The organism is Azospira sp. MPR-E4 (assembly GCF_058809645.1).
Genome location: NZ_JBXAST010000002.1, coordinates 126,251 through 148,084, shown reverse-complemented (window position 1 = coordinate 148,084; position 21,834 = coordinate 126,251). Strand labels below are relative to the sequence as shown.

The 21,834-nt window shown below is 60.8% G+C and carries 14 protein-coding genes and 1 pseudogene; 3 read left to right on the top strand and 12 right to left on the bottom strand.

The features are described 5' to 3' along the window. Position 1: 1 nt before the first annotated feature. The 5 genes from AC1RTA_RS01465 to AC1RTA_RS01445 all read right to left on the bottom strand — a co-directional run bounded on the left by AC1RTA_RS01465 (position 2) and on the right by AC1RTA_RS01445 (position 8,436). A complete protein-coding gene (locus AC1RTA_RS01465; protein WP_014236200.1) occupies positions 2-1,468 on the bottom strand; it encodes a glutamate synthase subunit beta in 1,467 nt (488 codons plus the stop codon). Then, the gene (locus AC1RTA_RS01460) at positions 1,469-6,166 is read right to left on the bottom strand and encodes a glutamate synthase-related protein (protein WP_492783783.1); all 4,698 of its coding nucleotides are present in this window, start codon (positions 6,164-6,166) and stop codon (positions 1,469-1,471) included. A gap of 265 nt (positions 6,167-6,431) precedes the next feature. Further along, a complete protein-coding gene (gene aroB / locus AC1RTA_RS01455) occupies positions 6,432-7,526 on the bottom strand; it encodes a 3-dehydroquinate synthase (protein ID WP_492783782.1) in 1,095 nt (364 codons plus the stop codon). Next, positions 7,523-8,095 carry a shikimate kinase gene (locus tag AC1RTA_RS01450; RefSeq protein ID WP_014236197.1) on the bottom strand — a complete coding sequence of 191 codons (573 nt, stop codon included), beginning with the start codon at positions 8,093-8,095 and terminating at the stop codon, positions 7,523-7,525. Before AC1RTA_RS01450 ends, aroB begins: the two co-directional genes overlap by 4 nt. Then, positions 8,092-8,436 (bottom strand): hypothetical protein, encoded by a 345-nt coding sequence (locus tag AC1RTA_RS01445; protein WP_492783781.1) that lies wholly within the window; start codon positions 8,434-8,436, stop codon positions 8,092-8,094. Before AC1RTA_RS01445 ends, AC1RTA_RS01450 begins: the two co-directional genes overlap by 4 nt. 115 nt (positions 8,437-8,551) lie before the next feature. On the opposite strand from AC1RTA_RS01445, the gene AC1RTA_RS01440 reads away from it, so the two are divergent. Next, the gene (locus AC1RTA_RS01440; protein ID WP_492783780.1) at positions 8,552-9,709 is read left to right on the top strand and encodes a UbiH/UbiF family hydroxylase; all 1,158 of its coding nucleotides are present in this window, start codon (positions 8,552-8,554) and stop codon (positions 9,707-9,709) included. Positions 9,710-9,731: 22 nt separating this feature from the next. After that, positions 9,732-10,445: a DsbC family protein gene (locus AC1RTA_RS01435; protein WP_492783779.1), complete on the top strand. Its 714-nt coding sequence runs from the start codon at positions 9,732-9,734 to the stop codon at positions 10,443-10,445. Positions 10,446-10,513: 68 nt separating this feature from the next. Here AC1RTA_RS01435 and AC1RTA_RS01430 read toward each other — a convergent pair whose 3' ends face one another. The 7 genes and pseudogenes from AC1RTA_RS01430 to AC1RTA_RS01400 all read right to left on the bottom strand — a co-directional run bounded on the left by AC1RTA_RS01430 (position 10,514) and on the right by AC1RTA_RS01400 (position 21,236). Next, the gene (locus AC1RTA_RS01430; protein ID WP_492783778.1) at positions 10,514-12,655 is read right to left on the bottom strand and encodes a methyl-accepting chemotaxis protein; all 2,142 of its coding nucleotides are present in this window, start codon (positions 12,653-12,655) and stop codon (positions 10,514-10,516) included. Positions 12,656-13,010: 355 nt separating this feature from the next. Beyond that, entirely contained in the window at positions 13,011-14,492 is a 1,482-nt protein-coding gene (locus tag AC1RTA_RS01425; protein WP_492783777.1) for a TnsD family Tn7-like transposition protein, read from the bottom strand. A 24-nt stretch (positions 14,493-14,516) separates the two neighbouring features. After that, positions 14,517-15,596, bottom strand: a complete 1,080-nt coding sequence (locus AC1RTA_RS01420; protein WP_416244311.1) for a hypothetical protein — start codon at positions 15,594-15,596, stop codon at positions 14,517-14,519. Positions 15,597-15,800: 204 nt separating this feature from the next. Further along, positions 15,801-16,289, bottom strand: a pseudogene (locus AC1RTA_RS01415) (TniQ family protein); the annotation flags it as partial. Positions 16,290-16,314: 25 nt separating this feature from the next. Further along, positions 16,315-17,814, bottom strand: coding sequence for an ATP-binding protein (locus AC1RTA_RS01410; protein WP_014236190.1), 1,500 nt, complete (start codon positions 17,812-17,814; stop codon positions 16,315-16,317). Positions 17,815-17,817: 3 nt separating this feature from the next. Further along, the gene (locus AC1RTA_RS01405) at positions 17,818-19,857 is read right to left on the bottom strand and encodes a TnsB C-terminal domain-containing protein (protein ID WP_157870588.1); all 2,040 of its coding nucleotides are present in this window, start codon (positions 19,855-19,857) and stop codon (positions 17,818-17,820) included. A 329-nt stretch (positions 19,858-20,186) separates the two neighbouring features. Then, positions 20,187-21,236, bottom strand: a complete 1,050-nt coding sequence (locus AC1RTA_RS01400) for a TnsA endonuclease N-terminal domain-containing protein (RefSeq protein WP_014236188.1) — start codon at positions 21,234-21,236, stop codon at positions 20,187-20,189. Positions 21,237-21,504: 268 nt separating this feature from the next. Between AC1RTA_RS01400 and AC1RTA_RS01395 the strand changes: the two genes are divergently transcribed. Further along, positions 21,505-21,798, top strand: coding sequence for a helix-turn-helix domain-containing protein (locus tag AC1RTA_RS01395; RefSeq protein ID WP_043797791.1), 294 nt, complete (start codon positions 21,505-21,507; stop codon positions 21,796-21,798). The last annotated feature ends 36 nt before the right edge of the window (positions 21,799-21,834 follow it).

The following is a 21,834-nucleotide window of genomic DNA, read 5'->3' as shown; positions in this document are numbered from 1 at the left end:
CTCAGCGGGGCAGTTCGGAAGCGCCGGTCAGGAAGGCATCGACCTCCCGCGCGGCCTGACGGCCTTCGCGGATGGCCCACACCACCAGGGACTGGCCGCGGCGCACGTCGCCGGCAGCGAAGACCTTGGGCACGTTGGTGGCGTAGCAGCCGGCACCGTCGGTGGTCGCCTTGGCGTTGCCGCGGGCATCCTTGTCTACACCGAAGGCTTCCAGCAGGCCGGCCACCGGATTGGTGAAGCCCATGGCCAGCAGCACCAGGTCGGCGGGAATCTCGAACTCGGAACCGGCCACTTCCACCATCTTGCCGTCCTTCCATTCCACACGCACGGCCTTCAGGGCCTTGACGTTGCCGTTGCCGTCACCAATCAGTTCCTTGGTGGACACGGCGAAGTCCCGGGTGCAGCCTTCGTCGTGGGAGGAGGAGGTACGCAGCTTGAGCGGCCAGTAGGGCCAGGTCAGGGCCTTGTTCTCTTCCACCGGGGGCTTGGGCATCACTTCGAACTGGGTGATGGAAGCCGCACCGTGGCGGTTGGAGGTACCGACGCAGTCGGAGCCGGTGTCGCCACCACCGATGACGACGACGTGCTTGCCGTCGGCGCGGATGGGGTTCTTGCCGTCGCCGGCCACTTCCTTGTTCTGCGGGATGAGGAACTCCAGGGCGTAATGCACGCCCTTCAGTTCCCGGCCCGGCACGGGCAGGTCGCGCGGGACTTCGGAACCGCCGGTCAGCACCACGGCGTCGAATTCCTTGCTCAGCTGCTCGGCAGAAACCACGGTGGTGGCGTCATTGACGATGCCGGCCGGCAGGGTCTTGGTGCCGACGATGGTCTTGGTGCGGAAGGTCACACCCTCGGCCTGCATCTGTTCCATGCGGCGGTCGATCAGGCCCTTCTCCAGCTTGAAGTCGGGGATGCCGTAACGCAGCAGGCCGCCGACCCGGTCGTTCTTCTCGAACACGGTCACGTCGTGACCGGCACGGGCCAGCTGCTGGGCTGCAGCCAGGCCGGCGGGACCGCCGCCGACGATGGCAACCTTCTTGCCGGTCTTGACCTTGGCGGGCTGGGGCTTGACCCAACCGTTTTCCCAGGCCTTGTCGATGATGGCGTGCTCGATGGACTTGATGCCCACGGGCGCCTCGTTGATGCCCAGGGTGCAGGCAGCTTCGCAGGGCGCCGGGCAGATGCGGCCGGTGAACTCGGGGAAGTTGTTGGTCGAGTGCAGGACGGCGATGGCCTCTTCCCAGTTGCCGCGGTAAACCAGGTCATTCCAGTCGGGAATGATGTTGTTCACCGGGCAGCCGTTGTTGCAGAAGGGAATGCCGCAATCCATGCAGCGCGCCCCCTGGGTCTTGGCATCGGCGTCGGACAGGTGACCGACGAATTCCTTGTAGTGCTTGAGCCGCGCCTCGACAGGCTCGTAAGCCTCGGACAGACGCTGGAACTCCATGAAACCAGTAGGCTTGCCCATTTATGCGGCCTCCTTCTGCTTGCTGTTCTTGGCGGCGAGTTCCGCCAGAGCGCGGCGGTACTCGTTCGGCATGACCTTGACGAACTTGGCGCGGTAGGTGCTCCAGCCGTCCAGGATCTGCTTGGCCCGGGTGGAACCGGTCATTTCCAGGTGGCGTTCGACCAGACCCTTGAGCAGGGCTTCGTCGGCCATGGCCAGATGGCGGATGTCCACCTTGCCGTGGCTGGTGACGTCGCCGAACTCGCCCAGTTTCTCGGAGGCAGCTTCTTCTTCCGGCACCGGCTCCAGGGCGACCTGGGCCAGGTTGCAGCGGGATTCGAAAGTGCCGTCCTCGTCCAGGACGTAGGCCACGCCGCCGGACATGCCGGCAGCGAAGTTGCGGCCGGTCTGGCCCAGCACCACGACGGTGCCGCCGGTCATGTATTCGCAACCGTGGTCACCCACGCCTTCCACCACCGCGGTGGCGCCGGAGTTGCGCACGCAGAAGCGTTCGCCGCCGACACCGTTGAAGAACACTTCACCTTCGATGGCACCGTACAGAACGGTGTTGCCGACGATGATGTTCTCGGCGGTGTTGCCGCGGAAGGCCTTGGGGGCCTTGATGACGATGCGGCCACCGGAGAGGCCCTTGCCCACGTAGTCGTTGCCTTCGCCAGTCAGCTCGAAGGTCACGCCCTTGGCCAGGAAGGCGCCAAAGCTCTGGCCGGCGGTACCGGTCAGGTTCACGTGGATGGTGTCATCCGGCAGACCGGCGTGACCGTAACGCTTGGCTACCTCACCGGCCAGCATGGCGCCGGCGGTGCGGTTCACGTTGATGATCTGGGTGTTGATCACCACCTTCTCGCCCTTTTCCAGGGCGGGCTTGGCCTGCTCGATCAGCTTGTGATCGAGGGCCTTGCCCAGGTTGTGGTCCTGGGTCTCGCAGTGCAGACGGGCCACGTCGGCACCCACGGGCGGCATGTAGAAGATCTTGGAGTAGTCCAGGCCACGGGCCTTCCAGTGCTCCACACCGGCGCGCATGTCGAGCAGGTCGGCACGGCCGATCAGGTCGTCCAGCTTGCGGATGCCCATGGAGGCCATGATCTCGCGCACTTCTTCGGCAACGAAGAAGAAGTAGTTCACCACGTGCTCCGGCTGGCCGGAGAACTTGGCGCGCAGGGTCGGGTCCTGGGTGGCCACGCCCACCGGGCAGGTGTTGAGGTGGCACTTGCGCATCATGATGCAGCCTTCCACCACCAGCGGCGCGGTGGCGAAGCCGAACTCGTCGGCACCCAGCAGGGCGCCGATGACCACGTCGCGGCCGGTCTTCATCTGGCCGTCCACCTGGACGCGGATGCGGCCACGCAGACGGTTCAGCACCAGGGTCTGCTGGGTTTCGGCCAGGCCGAGTTCCCAGGGAGTGCCGGCGTGCTTGATGGAGGACAGGGGGGATGCACCGGTACCGCCGTCATGGCCGGCGATCACCAGGTGATCGGCCTTGGCCTTGGAGACGCCGGCAGCCACGGTACCCACGCCCACTTCGGACACCAGCTTCACCGAGATGGAGGACACCGGATTCACGTTCTTCAGATCGTGGATCAGCTGGGCCAAGTCTTCGATGGAGTAGATGTCGTGGTGCGGCGGGGGGGAAATCAGGCCGACGCCGGGCACGGAGTGACGCAGGGCACCGATGTACTCGGAGACCTTGTGGCCGGGCAGCTGGCCGCCTTCACCGGGCTTGGCGCCCTGGGCCATCTTGATCTGGATCTGGTCCGCATTGGCCAGGTACTCGGCGGTAACGCCGAAGCGGCCGGAAGCCACCTGCTTGATGGCGGAACGCAGGGAGTCGCCTTCCTTCAGCTCCAGATCGCGGGCGATACGGCCGGCACCGATGATCTCGGACAGCTTCTGGCCAGCCTTCACCGGCTTGAAGCGGTTGGCATCCTCGCCACCTTCACCGGTGTTGGACTTGCCGCCGATGCGGTTCATGGCCACGGAAAGGGTGGTGTGGGCCTCGGTGGAGATGGAGCCCAGGGACATGGCGCCAGTCGCGAAGCGCTTGACGATTTCCTTGGCGGGTTCCACTTCTTCCAGGGGCACCGGAGCGCCGGCCGACTTGATCTCGAACAGACCGCGCAGCGTCAGGTGACGCTTGGACTGGTCGTTGATGATCTTGGCGTACTCCTTGTAGGTGTCCATCTTGCCGGAGCGGGTGGAGTGCTGCAGCTTGGCGATGGCATCCGGGGTCCACATGTGGTCTTCGCCGCGGATACGGAAGGCGTATTCGCCGCCGGTCTCCAGGCTCTCGGCCAGCACGGGGTCGCTGCTGAAAGCGGCGCGGTGCACGCGCAGGGCCTCTTCGGCCACCTGCAGGATGCCGATACCTTCCACCTGGGTGGCGGTGCCGGCGAAGTACTTCTTCACCAGTTCGGAGGAAAGGCCGATGGCTTCGAAGATCTGGGCGCCACAGTAGGACTGGTAGGTGGAAATGCCCATCTTGGACATGACCTTGTTCAGCCCCTTGTTGACGGCCTTGATGAAGCGCTTCTGGGCGTCGTAGGCGGTGACGTTGCCCGGCAGGTTGCCGGCGATCTCGGCCAGGGTGTCCATGGTCAGCCAGGGACAGACGGCTTCGGCGCCATAACCGGCGAGCAGGGCGAAGTGGTGGGTTTCCCGGGCGGAACCGGTATCCACCACCAGGCCGGTGGAAGTGCGCAGACCCGTCTTCACCAGGTGGTGATGCACGGCGGAAGTGGCCAGCAGGGCGGGGATCGGCGCCTTCTCGGCACAGACGCTGCGATCGGACAGGATCAGCACGTTGTAGCCGTCGGCCACGCTCTTCTCGGCGGCGGCACAGACGGCCTCCAGGGCCTTCTCGCAACCGGCAGCGCCTTCGGCGGCGGGCCAGGTGATGTCCAGCACCAGGGACTTGTAACGGCCCGAGGTGGAACGGTCGATGGCGCGCAGCTTGGCCAGGTCGGCGTTGGTCAGCACCGGCTGGTGCACTTCCAGACGCAGGGGCGGATTGGTTTCATCCACGCCCAGCAGGTTCGGCTTGGGACCGATGAAGCTGGTCAGGGACATGACGATCTCTTCCCGGATGGGGTCGATCGGCGGGTTGGTCACCTGGGCGAACAGCTGCTTGAAGTAGTTGTAGAGCGGCTTTTCCTTGTTGGAAAGCACGGTCAGGGGGCTGTCGTTACCCATGGAGCCGGTGGCTTCCTCACCCTGGGCAGCCATGGGCTGCAGGATGAACTTCACGTCTTCCTGGGTAAAGCCGAAGGCCTGCTGCTGGTCGAGCAGGGGCACGTCGGCCTTGGGCGCCTCGCTGCCGGCTTCCGGCAGGTCGCCGAGGAAGTAGCGGGATTCTTCAATCCACTTGCGGTAGGGCTTGGCGCCGGAAAGGGACTTCTTCAGCTCGGAGTCGTCGATGATGCGGCCCTGTTCCATGTCGATCAGGAACATCTTGCCGGGCTGCAGGCGCCACTTCTTGACGATCTTCTCCTGCGGGAAGGTCAGCACGCCCATTTCGGAGGCCATCAGCACCAGGTCGTCCTCGGTCACCAGATAGCGGGCGGGACGCAGGCCGTTGCGATCCAGGGTGGCGCCGATCTGGCGGCCGTCGGTGAAGGCCACGGCGGCGGGGCCGTCCCACGGTTCCATCAGGGCGGCGTGGTACTCGTAGAAGGCGCGACGCTCTTCGTCCATGAGGGGATTGCCGGCCCAGGCTTCGGGGATCAGCATCATCATGGCCTGGGCCATGGAGTAACCGCCCATGACCAGCAGTTCCAGCGCGTTGTCGAAACAGGCGGAGTCGGACTGGCCGTCCACGATCAGGGGCCACAGCTTGTCCAGGTCTTCCTTCAGCCACTTGGAGGACATGGCCTTCTGGCGGGCCTTCATCCAGTTCACGTTGCCGCGCACGGTGTTGATTTCACCGTTGTGGGCAATCATGCGGAAGGGGTGGGCCAGATCCCAGGTGGGGAAGGTGTTGGTGGAGAAGCGCTGGTGCACCAGGGCCAGGGCGGAGACGAGACGCTCGTCCTGCAGGTCCAGGTAGTACTCGCCCACCTGATGGGCCAGCAGCATGCCCTTGTAGTTGATGGTGCGGGAGGACAGGGACGGAATGTAGAACTGCTTGCCGTCGTCCAGCTTCAGCTTGCGCACGGCATGCTCGACCCGCTTGCGGATGACAAACAGCTTGCGTTCGAAGGCGTCCTGGTCGCCGACGTTCTCGCCCTTGGCGATGAACACCTGGCGCATGACCGGCTCGATCTCGCGGGCAGCGGCAGCCAGGCCGGCATTGTCCCGGGGCACGTCGCGCCAGCCGAGGAAGGTCTGGCCTTCTTCGTGCACGATGCGGGCCACGGCGGATTCGGCGGCGGCACGACCGTTGGAGGACTGGGGCAGGAACACGATACCGCAGGCGTACTCGCCTTCCTTGGGCAGGTTGATGCCCAGTTTGGCGGCTTCGGCACGCAGGAAGGCATCGGGCATCTGAATCAGGATGCCGGCGCCATCACCCAGCAGCGGGTCATAACCGGTAGCGCCGCGGTGGTCGAGGTTTTTCAGGATCAACAGACCCTGTTCAACGATACCGTGGCTCTTCTTGTTCTTGATATGGGCAACGAAACCGACGCCGCAGGCATCCTTTTCGTTGGCCGGGTCGTACAGGCCCTGCCGCCCGGGAACGGCCCCACCAGGGACAACACTATCCATCACGCTAGAGTCCTTTTTATGAATTAAGACTGCCGCCTGGATAAACCGAACGGCGTCAAAAAAGCCGGTGCGGACGGCACCGGCCTTTTCTGTGCAAAAAGCAACACTATAGTGTAGCCCGAAAACCGTGAGCCATCAAGGCTTTGCCCAACAATGCCCCGATCGCCCGCCAGTGCTCAAACCCGACCTGCACTCCTGGGAAGTCACACTAAAGTGATAGCCAGCTTTTGACCAACGCACCAAGCCCTATTTGGTGCACCGGTTTTCAGGCGGCAGACACCCGGGCGGCAATGGCGGCGGCTATCTGCTCGTCGCTGGCCGCATCGCTCACCACCGCATCGCCGATGCCGCGGAACAGCACCAGGCGCAGCTTCCCCGCTTCCACCTTCTTGTCGTGGCGCATCAATTCCAGGTAACGCTCCACCCCCAGGTCCGGACCGCTGACGGGCAAGCCGGCCAGACGAAAGACGGATTCCACCCGGGCCACCTCGGCCGGACCGATCCAGCCGAGACGGGCCGACAGTTCCGCCGCCATCACCGTACCGGCCGCTACGGCCTCGCCATGGAGCCAGACGCCGTAACCCAGGCCGGTCTCGATGGCATGGCCGAAGGTGTGCCCCAGGTTGAGCAGGGCCCGCTCACCCGTTTCCCGCTCGTCCCGTGCCACCACCTCGGCCTTGTGGGCGCAGGAGCGATACACGGCCTCGGCCAGCAGGGCCTTGTCCCGGGCCAGCAGGCCGGGCAGGCTGGACTCGATCCAGCCCAGGAACTGGGAATCCCGGATCAGGCCGTACTTGATCACCTCGGCCAGGCCGGCCTTCAGCTCCCGTTCCGGCAGGGTGTCCAGGGTATCGATGTCGGCCAGCACCAGCTTGGGCTGGTAGAAGGCGCCGATCATGTTCTTGCCCAGGGGATGATTGATGGCCGTCTTGCCGCCCACCGACGAGTCCACCTGGGACAACAGGGTGGTGGGCACCTGGATGAAGGGCATGCCGCGCTGGTAGCAGGCGGCGGCAAAACCGGTGGTGTCGCCGATGACCCCGCCTCCCAGGGCAATAAGGGTGGTGGAACGCTCGGCTCGGCTTTCCAGCAGGGCGTCGAAAATCCGGTTGAGGGTCGGCCAGTCCTTGAACTCCTCCCCATCGGGCAACACCACCTGGGAAACGGCCACGCCATTGGCCCGCAGCAGGGCCGCCAGGGGCTCCAGATAAAGGGGGGCCACGGTCTCGTTGCTGACGATGACCGCCTTCTTGCGCCCCAGGTGGGGCAGGATCAGGTCGGCGCGCTGCAGCAGGCCGCTGCCGATGTGGATGGGATAGGAGCGGTCGCCCAGGGCGACCTGCAGGGTTTGCTGAGTCATGGCGTAGAAGGCGTTGGCGGTGCGGGAGCCGGCTCGACGCCCACCAGGGGCGCCGACTGGGTGACGCGCAGCAGGAGCTGCACCGAGGCGTTGGCGGAGTGGGAAGAGGCGTCGATGACCATGTCCGCCACCTCCCGGTAGAGGGGGTCCCGTTGCACATAGAGCTGGCGCAGCCGCCCCAGGGGATCGGCCACCTGCAGCAGGGGACGGTTGCGGTCGTTGCGGGTGCGGGCGTAGAGCAGCTCGGGGGGGGCGCAGAGATAGACGACGAAGCCGCCGGCCTTGATGGCCTCCCGGTTCTCGGGGCTGAGCACGACGCCGCCGCCGGTGGCCATGACCAGGCCGCTTTCCCGGGACAGGTCCTCGATCACCATGGACTCCCGCTTGCGGAAGCCCGCCTCGCCCTCGATCTCGAAAATCACCGGAATGGAAACGCCGGTACGGCTTTCCACCTCATGGTCGGAGTCGACAAAACGCTTCCCCAGGCGCTTGGCCAGGAGACGTCCGATGGTGGTCTTGCCGGCCCCCATGAGGCCCACCAGAATTATGTTGTCTTGCTTGGTTTTCACCCGGCCATTGTACCAGCAGGCGCCCCGGCCCAAACGCCCACCAGGGCCCGCCGGCCGCGCTTGGCCAACTTGCCGGCCCGGCGCAGGGCCTCCTTCGGCTCCCGGCAGGATTGCTCGACAAAGGCATTGCAGGCAGCCCAGCGCCCCTCCGCCAGGGGAAGCACCGCCACCGCCCGGCCGCCGTCCACCCAGGCCAGGAGACTGAGTTCCGGACGGTCCCAGGAGGCGGCCACCAGTTCCATGCACTCCTCCCGGGGCAGGCCCAGGGCCACCAGGGCATCGATGGGGGAATCGTGCTCGGAACGGAGCACGGCGGGGAAATACTGCAGTTCGCTATCCATGGGCCGCTTCTAACATGGGCCCGTCGCCCGTGGCAACGAGAGGACCGTAAGGGCAGCCGTTCTTGTGCTGCCCCGGTGGGGCAGGCACAATCCGGGGCTTCTGGAGTCTCGTCCCATGAAATACGACATCGTTATCGTCGGCGGCGGCCTGGCCGGCCTGGCCTTCGCCTGCGCCCTCAAGGAATCCCGCCTGAAGATCGCCCTGGTGGAAGGCCGCGCGCCGAGCCGGCCCGAAGGCTGGGATGCGCGCATCTACGCCATCAGCCCGGCCAATGCCCGCTTCCTCGCCGACATCGGCGTGTGGAAGCACCTGGACGCCGGCCGCATGGCGCCGGTACGGGCCATGGAAGTTTATGGCGACGGCGACAGCCGCCTCGACTTCTCCGCCTACCAGAGCGGCGTGCCCGAACTGGCCTGGATTCTCGAGTCCTCCCTGATGGCCCAGGAGCTGTGGGAAAACGTCAAGCGCCAGGGCAATGTGGACATCCTCTGCCCGGCCACGCCCCGGGAACTGGAATTCCGCGCCGACGCCACCCTGCTGCACCTGGAAGACGGCAGCAGCCTCTCCGCCCGTCTGCTGGTGGGCGCCGACGGCCGCGAATCCTGGGTGCGCAACCGGGCCGGCCTCGCCGCCCACTACAGCCCCTACGGCGAAAAGGGCCTGGTGGCCAACTTCAGCACCGAAAAGCCCCACGGCGACATCGCCTATCAGTGGTTCCGCGACGACGGCGTGCTGGCCTACCTGCCCCTGCCGGGCAACCGCATCTCCATCGTCTGGTCCACCCCGGACGCCCACGCCGACGCCCTCGCTGCCCTGCCTGCCGAAGAGCTGTGCGCCCGGGTGGCCGCCGCCGGCAACCACACCCTGGGCCAGCTGGAACTGCTGACGCCGGCCGCCGCCTTCGCCCTCAAGCTGATGCGGGTGCCCGAGCCGACGGCACCGCGCCTGGCCCTGATCGGCGACGCGGCCCACGGCATCCACCCCCTTTCCGGCCACGGCATCAACCTGGGCTACCGGGACGCCAAGACCCTGGCCGAGATCATTGCCGCTGCCGCGCCCTGGCAGGACATCGGCGACGCCCGCCTGCTGGCCCGCTACCGCCGCGCCCGCAAGGAGGAGGTGATGCTGCTGCAGACCACCACCGACGGCCTGCGCCGCCTCTTCCGCGAAGACCTGCCCGGCTTGAAGCCCCTGCGCAATCTGGGCCTCAACCTGGTGAACCGCCTCGGCCCCTTGAAAAGCGCCCTGGTGCGTTACGCCCTCGAATCCTGAAGTTTCCCCACTGGAGTCCTCCATGCGACAACTCAAATTCCTGGCCGCCCTGTTCTGCGCCGGCGCCCTCCTCTCCCTGCCGGCCGCCGCCGACGAAGCCTCGGTGAAAAAGGCCGTGGAAGACAAAATCAACGGCAAGGTGCAGAGCGTCACCAAGTCCGGCTATCTGGGCCTCTACGAGGTCTTCGCCGACGGCCAGGTGCTGTACACCGACGAGAAGGTCAGCGTGCTGCTGATCGGCACCCTGGTGGACGGCAAGACCATGCAGAACGTCACCGCCGAACGCCTGAAGAAACTGACCGCCGTGAAGTTCTCCGAACTGCCCCTGGAGCTGGCGGTGAAGCAGGTCAAGGGCAACGGCAAGCGCATCCTGGTGACCTTCGAGGACCCCAACTGCGGCTACTGCAAGCGCCTCATCAAGGATCTGCAGAAGCTGGACAACATCACCATCTACACCTTCCTCTATCCCATCCTCTCGGCCGACTCCCTGGAGAAGTCCAAGCAGGTGTGGTGCGCCAGCGACCGGGCTGCCGCCTGGAGCACCATGATGACTTCCGCCAAGCCCTTCACCGGCCGCACCGACTGCGACACCGGCCCGGTGCAGAAGTCCTTTGAACTGGGTCGCCGCCTCAACATCACCGGCACCCCGACCCTGTTCTTCGCCGACGGCGAACGCATCCCCGGCGCCGTGCCCCTGGACGTCATCGAGAAAAAGCTGAGCAGCCTGGGCCACTGAGCCCCCCGGCCAACGCCGGAAAGCACAAGGGCCGCTGATGCGGCCCTTGTCGTTTGCAGCCGCCGCCTTCAGGCGGCCGAGACCTTGAACTGGCCCACCAGCTGATCCAGGGTGCGTACCGCACCGCTGGTGAGGGCGGTGCTGCGGCTGGATTCATCCACCGACTGGCGCACCGCCTCGGCCGCCACGGCGATGGTCTCGATGCGGCCGCCGGTGGCGCGGGTGGCCGCCTCCAGTTCGTCGATGGTGGCGAAAAGGTGCTCCAGGATGTCCTGCACCTCCTGCTTTTCCGAGGCCGCATCCGCCGCCAGGCGCAGCCCCTCTTCCAGTTCGCTCATGCCGGTGTCCATGCTCACCACCGCATCCTCGGCCCGGGACTGAACGCCGCCGATCATGGCGGCAATCTCCTTGGTGGCGTCGGCGGTGCGCTCGGCCAGCTTGCGCACCTCGTCGGCCACCACGGCGAAGCCCCGGCCCGCCTCGCCGGCCCGGGCCGGCTCGATGGCGGCATTGAGGGCCAGCAGGTTGGTCTGGCTGGCGATCTCGTGGATCACCGTGCCGATGCGGCCGATCTCCGCCGTGCTGCTTTCCAGGTCCCGGATGGTGCGGGTGGCGCCGCCCACGGACTCCAGGATGCCGGCGCTGCGGGACTGCACCAGTTCCATCTGGCGCCGGGCCTCGGCCGTCACCTGGGCCACCGCCTCGCGCATGGCCTCCACCTTCTGGCTGGCGGCGTTGATGTCCTCCACCTGGCCCCGGATGGATTCCTCGGTTTCCCGCATCTCCGCCGCCATCTGGGCCGAGGCCAGGGCCGTGGCCCGGCTCTTTTCCTGCAGGGTGCCGTTGGTGCCGTCGATCTCGCCGGAGGTCTGGATCACCCGGCGGATGATCTGTTCCAGGTTGTCGATGAAGCTGTTGATCCACTGGGACATGACCGTGGTTTCGTCGCTGCCTCCCTCGCTGGTGGGCAGACGCTGGCTGAGGTCGCCGCCGCCCTCGGCGATGGAGCGCAGCACGCTGCTGCTCTTGCGCAGGCGCTGGCTCAGTGGCTTCATGCCGAACAGGTTGAAGAAGAAGCCGCCGCCGATGACCAGGCCCAGCTCCAGCAGGCGGGCCGGCAGGCCGGACAGGCCCAACAGCTCCTGCACCCCGACGCCCAGGCCCCAGGCCAGGATCACCACCAGCCAGTACAGCTTCTGCAGCTTGTAGGCGATGCTGCGGTAGCGATAGACCTCTTCCAGATCGGCCTCGCACATCATGCCCCAGCGGTCCGGCGAGCCGGGCAGGCTGAAGGTGACGCCCTTGCCGATCACCGGCACGTGACGGTAGTCGGAATAGCCCGGATAGGTGACGAACAGGTTCTGCCCCTTGCGGATGGTTTCCCGCACGCCGGGGTGCAGCTGGCCCGTGGCCGGGTCGTTGAACACCAGTTCCAGTTCCGTGTGCTCCCGCACCCGCACGGTGCCGTAGTCGGTGCGCACCCCCTGCTTCAGGTTGTCCCCCAGGGAGAAGGTGGCGTCCTCGAAACGGGAACGGGAGAGGGCCGTGCCCGGCTGGATGGACGGGTCGAACTCGGCCTTGACCATGAACAGGTAGTTGTCCCCCGAATCCCGGAAGATGTGCCCCGCCTCCCGCTGGATCAGGTCTCCCACCACGTCGTTGGGCACCCGGCCGCAGACCGCCCCGGCGAATTCCCCGGCCACGTTGATGGGCAGGTAGAACATCAGGGTCACCGCGTCGTGGAAACGGGAAGAGGACGGACCCAGGACCTTGGTCACCGGGTCCACATAGGGGCCGTGCAGGAAGCGTCCCTGGAGGCCGGCGGCGACGGCCCGGGCGGGCAGGTCCCGGGCGCCGACCCGGCTGCCCTGGGTGGATTCCAGCACCACCCCGTTGCTGTCGATGAGGAACAGTTCGGAGAAGTCCCGGGCGAAGCTCTTCTTCTCCTGGAACAGGCTGCGGGGCCGCTGGGGATGCAGGGCCTGAAGGTCCCCGGCCAGGGTTTCCAGGTGGTGCCAGCACTGCTCGGCCCAGCTTTGCAGGATGCGCACCCGGGTCGAGGCGAAGCCCTCGAAGGCCTGTTCCAGCACGGGGTAGCGGTCCCGGTTGAGGTAGGTGGCCCAGCCCATGGCGATCTTGCCGGTCTTGCCACCCAGGGGCAGCCAGCCTTTCTCGCGGCTGGACAGGGACATGGAAGGACTCTGCAGCATCTGTTCTCTCCGCATTTTTGTGTATTAGTTCACATTCTTTAGCAAGGGCGATGCCAACCCCGTACGGCGGAACGGGAAAATTCCTGCAGCCGCGTCCGCCGGTCCCCATAGGGGAAAAGGCCCCAAATGAAAAGGGGAGCCCGAGGCTCCCCTGCTGCACCGAAAGTGTCACCGCACAATATTTTCTTGAAATCGCGAAAATTCATATGGTTGAGTCATGGTTTCAAGCAATTGACTCACAGCCCCTAGATTACTCGGCTCGACAAAAAGATGTAAGTGCCTAATTTGTTAGCCTTTCAAACAACTATTGTTTTGAGGATGGCTGCGGAGGCCCGCGCGACAATCTCGTTTCAAGTTACCAAAGAGAAGGAGCGACTTCTGCGAGCCATTCCCGATCATGACGCTCCAACCACGCCAATCCATTTCCCTCTATCGACTTCAATGCCTTGATGGAAACCCCGTGCTGGGAATTAAACAACTCCATGGCACGAGCTCGATGGCTAGCACGACGGCGCTCAAATCGCTGCGCTCTCCAGGAGTTCCGTAAAGAAGGTTCTGAGCCTGCGAATGCCCGGACAAGACTCTTTTTCAACCCAGTTATTTCAGCAATCTGCCCGTAATCGTTACCTGCTTCCAGCAGACTTCTAAGTTGCACCTTCATCTGGTCGTTTAGCACACGAGGCCGATGTTCGAACGGCACACCAACCGAATCCAGCCACCGACATGCCTGGCACAATGGTATCCTCATTGCTTTTGCAGCACGGGTCACTGACCACTTGTCAAACTCGACCAGCTGCCGCAATCCTTCACGCCAGTCGCCCACCATGGCGTCAAGCTCATTAGATATCTCGGCTGACATAGCGCTTCGATACGCGTCGAAAAAGTGTTCCCCTGAGTCAAATAGGAATGCAATCAACACAGCATGCTTTAAAGGGTGGTGCAGTCCGGGGAAGCGCCTGGTCAACAAGCCGACGACTCCTGTGCCACTCGGATCGAGGTCGGTATCGGCAAGAAAGCCGAATCCAGGCACGTTTTCGAGATCACCGAACTCGACCTTTAAGTGCTGTCTGATCAGCAATGTACGAAGCGACCCATCAAATGAGACCCATCCGCGGTCTCGCGCTCCCTGCCGATACACAATTCTCAGGCGGTCGTCATCAAATATCACCGACATTTGGGCAATACTTGCGCTTATGTCAGCAATGCGCACCAACTTGGTGATTGACGCTCCATTAAGGTGCGGCAGACTTTCCCAATCGTTGCAGGAGTGATCCTCTGGCAAAGTCCAATCCCGAAGTCCCCGTCGCTGAGCGCTGCTTTTCAAGCGACGAAGCAGAATACCGTGATGGCGACATACCCAGACGGACGGCCACTGATGCTCAAGAATCCAGCGCGAAAACCCTAATTCACCTAGGTCGTGCTGTATGCACTCAGGGCAAGCCTTCAAAGGATGCGAAGCGCCCACCCGACTGGCCATCAACCCAAGCAGGTGTTTTGGCTCTGCCGCTCGCTGATTACAAACCGCTGCCAATGCCTGTTGGTAGCGTGGTGGTGAGATGAAATTAGCGTAGTACCCCAGCAGTGTCCTTTCCAACGCCAAGGTTTCCGAGGTGCCTAAGCAGTTGCCCGTTCTCTTGCTAAACTCCGACAGATTCTTCGGGAAATCATGCTTTAGCAAGAGACGAGAGGTCCCGAATAGCTGAACACAGGAATAGCTAGCATTTACATTGCCACTTAATCGGTGATACCGCGCGCACCAGGAGTACAAGGTCTCACCGTCGACCAGCGATGGCAGGTTGATTGGATATCCGTCGAATAGACCGATATCGGTACTCATGGACTTTTCCACCAAGGCTTCCGCTCATGTCTGCCCAGCGAATTCCGGTGGTACATAAGCGGTTATTGCGCCGGTCTTTTGATAGCCGCGCCCCGCCTTTCGATACTCTTTTCCCGGGCAGGGACCTGACCAATCAAGATGGATTCCTTTAGCCTCAAGCTGTTTCTTAAACGGAGCAACGGGAATGACTGCCAACGAAACAAGGTAATGATAAACATCGCTAGCGCGGTGATGTTCAAGCCCGGCATCTTCGGTGATGAGACTTCGAGCGACGACCTTTCCATGGTGGCGAGCCATCGCCCACAGTACGCGCCGCGCATAGAAATGCCATTGAGACTCCTGGAATTCAATACACGCTGCACGAGTTAGGGGGAAGCAGATCGCATCCGGCCAGGCAGCTGGCTTGAACTCGGTGTTTCTAACTAACGACCCCATTGAAACTCGCATCGGCCGGTCAGAATCATTAAGAAGGCGAACGGCAGTTTTTTTGATTTCCTCAGCCCAATCAGCATCTCTCGGATGCACCTTGGCCGATGATCGCACCAGCTTCTTAGCCGGCTTAGAACTTCGCCTCTCTATCACCTTCTTCAAGGCTTCAATTCCCGCTTTCGACCCGGCGATAGCGATTCGCTTCATGGCTCCATAGTGATCACGCCATAAATCGCTAATATCGAGATTTTGGTCTATTGCAATTTTTGCCAGTCGATCAACGAGAAGACTCACTCCATCGGCGGTACGATTAACCGGAGTGGGAGCGTATGCGTTATCGGGAGGTACCTCATGTGCGACTACATAGGGGCCTTGAGCCTCAATATCGGCCAGCCTCTCCAGAAATGTCTCAGCGTCCTGAAACAGATAGTTTGCGAGCAATAGGTTCCTATTTAATGGCCCTTCAATTGCCCCCTTCGTTAAGCCGAGAAAGTGAAACCAATTCTCCGTCTTCCCCTTCGCATACGCTCGATCCAGTCGGGCAAGGAGCTCCGGCGAGTAGTAGGATTCCATCGCAGCTTGAAGACTCAACCGGTCGACTTTCTCAGCGCCCCAGCGAAATCCTCGCTCGAGCGCCCTTTCGCGGAGAACCCTGGGCAGGTTCTCGGCCAGCATTCTTTTCGGCACATGGGCCAATACAAGGTTTGCAAACCTTGCAATGTCCTTCTCTATACTGGATGCCACGTAGGCGGACGACTCTACCTCCGCCAGCTCAAACTGATATCCGCAACAACACCCCTGCCAGGGGGCGAGAGTCAGGTCTTTTGGTGATTCGATAGGGCAGCCGCATTCTGGGCAATTGTCCAGCAACCTCCACCCGTGCCTCCAACAGGCTGTGACAGTCGGGATTTGATGTGACCTGTGAAGATACGCAGTATCGAACTGAGCCACGTCTTCCTTAATGCATTCGAGGCAAATTCGCGTTGCGCCAGATTCGCCAACGCTTCTGCGGACATAATCAGCCGATGCCCAAGTCGCTGTGCTGGTGGTAAAGAGCCGAGTTATCGGGAGTAAGGTGCCTTCATGAATTAGCTTCTCCACGTTCACATTGAGGTCACCGGGCATTCTTTTTGCCAGGGCTTCAATTCGCGGCATGAACAAGTTGGACATAGCAAATGGTGATGAGCCGAATAGCTCCCGATACGTCTCAAGAGTTTTGGTATTTCCGCGCTCAATGTGAAAGCGACTGACACGAGATGCCAACGACTCATCAGGTAGTGATGCAGGGAAAAACGGCAGAATCTGACTCCTCTCCAGAATTACCGTGGCAGCAGACGCTGATTGATTAGCACTGCAGGCTGACTGCATACAAAGTCCCTTCTATGTGGGTGACTCAGGCGACGTCTCGGAATGCATCAAAGCCCTTGATGAGAAATTTTTTCAACCCCTCATTGCGGAGGTCATCGCCGTCACACTGGGCTTTTCCCTCAGCTCGCTTCTTCTCGGCGTTAGCTCGTTTAGCAGCTGTCTGCTTTGCGGCGGTCATCTCTCGCTCATGGGGACTCTTCTTCCGGCCAGCGGATTCCGGTGGTGCCATCTCCGACTCGGTGGTCAGAGGCGATTTGCTCCCGTATTGCTCGGCCATTGGCTCTTTGGAATTGTCTTTCGTCTGGCTCAGCAAGCCCCATTTGTTGGCATAGTGCTCGCAGCGAACGTCTTCAAAATCCAGGAGGCGAATAGGGTCGCGATGGACGAATCCTTCGATGAGGTCCCGATCCTTCTGCGAGAAATCGACCCCCTCATAAGCCTGCTGAAGATGCTCCACAGTGAGTGCTCGTTCATTCAAATCAAGCGCCAGTCGTTGGGCTGAATGACATATCCGGCATGCGTAGTCGCGAAATCCGCCGCTATATTGGAATAGGATTTTTCCTCCCGGATCGCTGAATGTCATAGGTTCAGGAAGCACGTAGTAGCGCCAAACGCCTGGCGCAATGCATTTGTGCCAGTCGAAGTCATCTAAACTGATGGGCTCAAAATCGAACGATCCAGCCGAACTCGTGCGTCTAACATCTTGAGAATAGCGATCCAACGCTCCTAGACCGAACGGATTGCCCATGAGGACCATCGGTATCCCGAAGTTCAGCAGACGGAGAAAGAACAGCGCAGCCAGACCGCCATGCGCCTTTCCAGAAAAATTGCGCTGCTGAATTTCATCAATTACCAGGACACCGACTGCATGGATTCTAAGAATAATGCCGACATGGACAGCGAGCTTCTCGTTGCTCAAACGGATGAGAGACGGTTGCGTCGAATAGCTTGTCCCGACTGCTTCGTCGATAGCGCAAAGGATATTTAGTAAGAGCCCACCGAGGGTTCCATCATGCGACATGGGTACATATAGCCACACTAGTTGGACCTGGTGTGACCAGCCAGCCGCCTTGTTTTCTGAGTGCACGATGCACTGGGGCAGCAGTCGTAATGCATTCTTAATCTCGTAGCTTTTTCCTGTTCCGGTTTCTCCGGATACACGGATACATTGGGCGTAGGCTGAAGATGATGGGAGCTCAGAAAGCTTCTTGCCGCTACATGCTGCCAACGCCATCGTTTCCTTTCGTATGCTTAACTGCCTTGGATCTCTCGATAGGTACCCCCGACGAATCATGCGGAATAGCCGCGTCGCCAGCTCCAAGGTAGTCGTCGTCGGCTCAAACAGCCGCTCCTGCATCAGATCAAGCAAGACGTGACGCTCACTATTGCTCAGGCTTGCTACATCAACTCCATCTAGCGGCGAATACCGGATGCGGGGCAAGATATCGTCGACCTGTAAAGCAGTAGCCAAGGGAGACAAGAACGGATGGCTCTCATCAGTAAGTTGTCCGAGTTCTATCGACATAGGTCAGCGCCCCGTATCCTGAAACTTAGTCAGTCGCTCGGTGAGCGCACTTTTTAGTTTCGATGATGAACTGATTGAAACAACGTTACTGGCTGCCGGCCCAACGGGATCGGAATGACCCTTGCGCCATTCCGTGGCTGGGGAAGTATTCTGGTTAGCAACCCGCCTTGTTGCTTGATCGAGCTGAGCAGCCTTTTCCTGCCGCTGGTTTTCCCGCACACGTTCCCGCTTAACCTTGGCCTCAGTGCGACGGCCTTCAGCTTCGGCGCTTTTTCGGTTTTCGCGGGCGTCATCGACCTCGGCAAGCCTGGACATCCGTTGATCAGATACTGCTTGATGGTCCTCAGACTGGGTTTCAACCCGATTCAAACGATTCGCTTCGTTGCTCGCGATCAAGTCGGCGACGTAATACTCACGTACGACGATCACGTCTCGGGAGATATTCGAAATGGGATGAATCCCCTGAGCATCAACCAGAAGAATCTCGGAAAGATCATCTGGATCGACCTTCACCTCTACATGCCGTAGCTCGTTGTGCGCAAAGTTGTGATACAGACATGACTGCTCAATGTACTCACTATTGAAAAGCGCATCTTTGAGCAGTTCAACGCGGTTCCCGGTGTCAGGCCGGTGAAGTACCAGCCCGTTCCTCTGCACACTCGCCGTGTAGGTGGGTAGTAGATTCGAACGCAGATATAGTTCGTCCACCGGTCGCTTGCTGACGTACCCCTCTCTCTCTGCCCATCGATAGATTTCAATCCGGGTGGGGTTGTAAGACCGCCCGGCCATCGCACGCTTCATCTCGGTAGGTACTAGATGCGGTACTCGTTGTTTGGTGTTTGCCCAATGCATCCATTGCCACAACAAGCGTTCGTACCCAAACAAAGATAAGAGCGCATTGCGGATTGGCAACACCTCTCCGCGCTTCGGCTTCCTCCCGTAGGTTGTTCCGGGAAGTTTATGATCGATTCCCGCGTGCCGTGCGTGATGCCCGCCTTCTGACGGTGAGTTTCTGTCGGCTCGCCCGCTTTCGACAAACTCGATTGAGACTCGGACCTTCTTCGCGCATGCTTCCATACCAGCGATGGCGCGAAGCTCACCGTTGTCAGATAACAGGCGAGTAAATAGAAAACTCGAAAAATCATCGGGGGAAATGTCAGACAGACCAAGACGAGCCAGTACCTTCTCCTTGCCAAGGGCTGCCCGTAGGATCGTGAGATTGGCATCTGCAGTACTAGGCCCACCAATCACGTTATGTGCTCCACACCAAAGCCCCAGAAGGGCTTCTCTGACGAAGAGACCACGCGGCACACCGATTGGACTGGTACTGTCGAAGCATGCCACCAGGTTCACATCGATCGGCGAGGCATCGATCGATCCGACCTGCCCGATTGCATGAATTCCGTCCCGGGCCGATCCAACAAGCGGGCGGTAGTTCTTTGCCCACTCTCCCTCCCCCATAATCCGAACCAAAGCCGTCTCACGGTCTGAACTGTTCGGTCCATGGAAGAAGAACTCACGCTCGGTGGGACGCTGATTCGCCGGCAGGAGTAGCGGAAGCTGGCGGCCATTCTCGTTCTTGTAACCATCGCTGTAGAAGGTCGAACTGAAGGCAATGAACTGTTCCTTTTGTGACACTCCAGGCCGGGCGAACATGAAAAAGCCGTCACGTATGTTTTGACGATCCTGCTCATCACAGATCTTCCCTTCCAGCTCCTTATTGCCCACTTTTTTCGCCTGATTGGGAGCGCCTAATCGAATGCCGTTCCGTCCAAAGCGAACGCTCCCCTTCCCCCCTCTATTGGGCGTATTTGGCAGCAATGCATCCTTGTTCTGACCGAAGGCATAGTAGCGATGCAGTGCGTCATAAATCTGGTTGGCGCCAATCTTGGCTGCCTTTGCTCGAGCAGGAACCAACGCATCTAATTCCGCGATACTGGACACCAACTTGGCTTCTGCCATAACGATCAACGGTTCGATCAACCGCCATTTCGCCTCCCGCGCAACTACCTCGGGAGTGGCCCATTCTTCACCAATTTGCACCCACCGCTTTCGTGGACATGCAGCGAGTAGTTCCGCATCTGACTTTCCCCACCAGGGAGGAATGGGCAATGTCTCGGACTGGAGGGCTTTCCGTTCATCTAGCAACTCATGCAGCGTATCAAGGCGTACGTATCTGAACCCCTTAGCGTAGTAGCTTGGCTGCCTCTTACCAGTCTCCCTAGGTGGCGGGGGCTCCGGAATTTGTATTACGACGAGAGGATTGTCTAGTCCATCATTCGCCCCCAATTCATCCACGACACGATAGAGACCGCGGCAGACGGTACAGTTGTCCTCCTGCACTCTGAAAATGAAGCCAACCCCGACGTTCGTCATTTCGCACTCCCTTCAAATAGGGAGCCCCGTAATTTCTCCCTAAGGACGCGACCATTCCTACGCGCAGGATAGGAGGTTAGAAGCGGGACAGAAAGATCGATGTCAATCGCCTGAGTCCAGGCACAGTGACGAAAGACCATCCAGCCTTCCTCGAGAGACATCTTCTGGCTCTCGGACGCACGGGCCACCGCATCGGAGACGGACAGATGTGGCAGCGCTGCAAATTCGTATGAGAACTCATCAACGCATTCGGCGAGGTGCGGCACATCGCTCAGACTGGCACGCTCCATACACCATTCCAGCTGACCGGCCATCAAAATTGGGACGAACCGCGAACTCATGATGAGATACCGGATTCCCATGCGTTCTGCGTAGCGTCGCTCAAGTTCCAGGCGTTCTAGCGTTCGCCACTTCACCTCCTGATCCGGATCCTCAATCGGCTTACAGGAGATTGCTACCAGTTCGAACTCGTTACCGTTCCGTACGGTGACGAGAAAGTCGATGGTGGCAACATAGGGAATATCAGTACCAGGAAAGTAGCCGTGGTCGATCCCAGCTTCCGCTGCAATGTCAAAGAGGCCAGTACAGTAGCCTAGCTGCAGCCCATCAGTTCCCGGAGTTCCATACAGGGGATGAGGATGCGCAATTGGCCAAAGGGGGTACTGCTCCCGCAGATCATGAATCTGCAGCCATAGAAGCAAAAGTGCGATCTGGTACTCGCCGCGGGAAAAGAAATACCCAACTCGATGCAGCGGATGTAAGTGTGCTGCGACTTGATTGGACTCACGAGATGAGTTCTTCCGCCGGAGGGTAAGCCATGGCTGATAGTCAGCGCCGTGTCCCATCCCGTATCCCTGCTGGACGCGCTCATTGAGCTTGTCCCATGTCATTACGCGGCGACGCTTTTTTTGCGTCCCGGTTGGCGAATTGATGCTGGCCAGCCACCGCTGTAGCTTTTCATTCCTCGCAGGACTGTCGAGTTCAACATGCCGATGCTTATCGACCAACTCACCGATATCCCGCTGGATCTGCTCAGCAAGTTCCATTCGCACACCTCCGAACATCCGGTTCGTCTGCCCAGACTTTGTTCAACGTCTAAGTTCGGGCGTAACTAGGTCTTTACTTAGCCAAACAACTAGCGTCAAACGAGTCTGAGAACGAAATAGCGCTCCGACTTCGGCACCGCCCCCTCATGGGGCATCACACATTCCCCCCGAGGTCTTAGCAAGCACATGCAGGCAACTCCACTTAGGGCATTAATATGCGCCAAATGCATATATAATGCAAAACATACATTATTCGTCACACGCCTCAATGATCACCAACATTCCCGAGTTAATCCGAAAAGCCCGTGATCGCAGGAGTCAGGCTGAATTCGCCAAGTTTCTTGGCGTTTCTCAATCGACGCTCTGTCGCTACGAAAGCGGAGAGGTCAATCCCAGAGCCGAAGTCATTGAGCAATGTATGCACCTGGTGCATGGAAACGACGATGACCAGGGATCCTCCATTGAAGAACTCGTGGCCAAGGTCCGGGGACGGTTAGGGCGAGCGGATCAGGCGCCTTTACGGACGGCCCTCTCCAAACTGATCGACGGCCTTGCAGTCTGATTAACTGGCCTAGTGAGATTAAGGACTACTGCTTGT

Coding starts and splice junctions, on each gene's coding strand:
- AC1RTA_RS01465 (WP_014236200.1), bottom strand. CDS start 1,468: ATGGGCAAGCCTACTGGTTTCATGGAGTTCCAGCGTCTGTCCGAGGCT.
- AC1RTA_RS01460 (WP_492783783.1), bottom strand. CDS start 6,166: ATGGATAGTGTTGTCCCTGGTGGGGCCGTTCCCGGGCGGCAGGGCCTG.
- aroB (WP_492783782.1), bottom strand. CDS start 7,526: ATGACTCAGCAAACCCTGCAGGTCGCCCTGGGCGACCGCTCCTATCCC.
- AC1RTA_RS01445 (WP_492783781.1), bottom strand. CDS start 8,436: ATGGATAGCGAACTGCAGTATTTCCCCGCCGTGCTCCGTTCCGAGCAC.
- AC1RTA_RS01440 (WP_492783780.1), top strand. CDS start 8,552: ATGAAATACGACATCGTTATCGTCGGCGGCGGCCTGGCCGGCCTGGCC.
- AC1RTA_RS01435 (WP_492783779.1), top strand. CDS start 9,732: ATGCGACAACTCAAATTCCTGGCCGCCCTGTTCTGCGCCGGCGCCCTC.
- AC1RTA_RS01430 (WP_492783778.1), bottom strand. CDS start 12,655: ATGCTGCAGAGTCCTTCCATGTCCCTGTCCAGCCGCGAGAAAGGCTGG.
- AC1RTA_RS01425 (WP_492783777.1), bottom strand. CDS start 14,492: ATGAGTACCGATATCGGTCTATTCGACGGATATCCAATCAACCTGCCA.
- AC1RTA_RS01420 (WP_416244311.1), bottom strand. CDS start 15,596: ATGCTGGCCGAGAACCTGCCCAGGGTTCTCCGCGAAAGGGCGCTCGAG.
- AC1RTA_RS01410 (WP_014236190.1), bottom strand. CDS start 17,814: ATGTCGATAGAACTCGGACAACTTACTGATGAGAGCCATCCGTTCTTG.
- AC1RTA_RS01400 (WP_014236188.1), bottom strand. CDS start 21,236: ATGGAACTTGCTGAGCAGATCCAGCGGGATATCGGTGAGTTGGTCGAT.
- AC1RTA_RS01395 (WP_043797791.1), top strand. CDS start 21,505: ATGATCACCAACATTCCCGAGTTAATCCGAAAAGCCCGTGATCGCAGG.